Annotated in this window: 1 pseudogene; it reads right to left on the bottom strand. The window is 39.7% G+C overall.

Features of this window, described 5'->3' with window-relative positions:
- Positions 1-657: pseudogene (locus ACFIQE_RS11245) on the bottom strand (adhesin); the annotation flags it as partial.

The raw sequence follows: 657 nt of genomic DNA, 5'->3' as shown, positions 1-657 counted from the left end.
AAGTGCTTCCGCTACACTATTGTAAACCTTTTCATCACCAGTGCTACCATCATCATTGACAGTTTTAAGTTTGAATGTGGGTGCAACCCATTCTCCATTTTCATAGCCAGCACCTCCACCAAAATACGTCGCAACTGTTTGATTCATTGAATAAAGCTGATTGCCCGTGATCGCTTCTGTTGAACCTTTAGAAATTTCTCCATCTAATAGAAACTTCAATTTGCTATTGTTTCCTTCCGTTCCATGCTTAGCTACAAATGCATTGGCTTCATTATTCCAATTCAAAGAATCCTGTGCAACTCCTTCAGAAACTTCCTTAATCCTCTGATTGACATTCTTGATATTTGTATCAAGTCCTTCAAAAGCTGAACCAACATTGGTAAAAGGTTTGGCTGTTATCTTACCATCTTTATCAATCTCCGATAAACTATAGGTCGGCCCTGTAAACGCACCATTATTAAAAGCTGCATTACCTCCTAAATAAGTAACAACCTTATCATTCGTTTCAAAAAGCTGACCACCCGTTACAGCATCCGTTGATTTAGCGCTAATCTCACCATTTGCAAGGAACGTAATTCTACTGTTTTCTTGTGTCCTGACAGCTCTGCCTTGTTCTTCTTGCTTCTTCTCATGACGCGCTACAAAGGCATTGGCTTC

Source organism: Bartonella sp. AA1HLJMS (assembly GCF_042197445.1).
Taxonomy (GTDB): domain Bacteria; phylum Pseudomonadota; class Alphaproteobacteria; order Rhizobiales; family Rhizobiaceae; genus Bartonella.
This window is presented reverse-complemented; position numbering and strand designations above follow the sequence as displayed.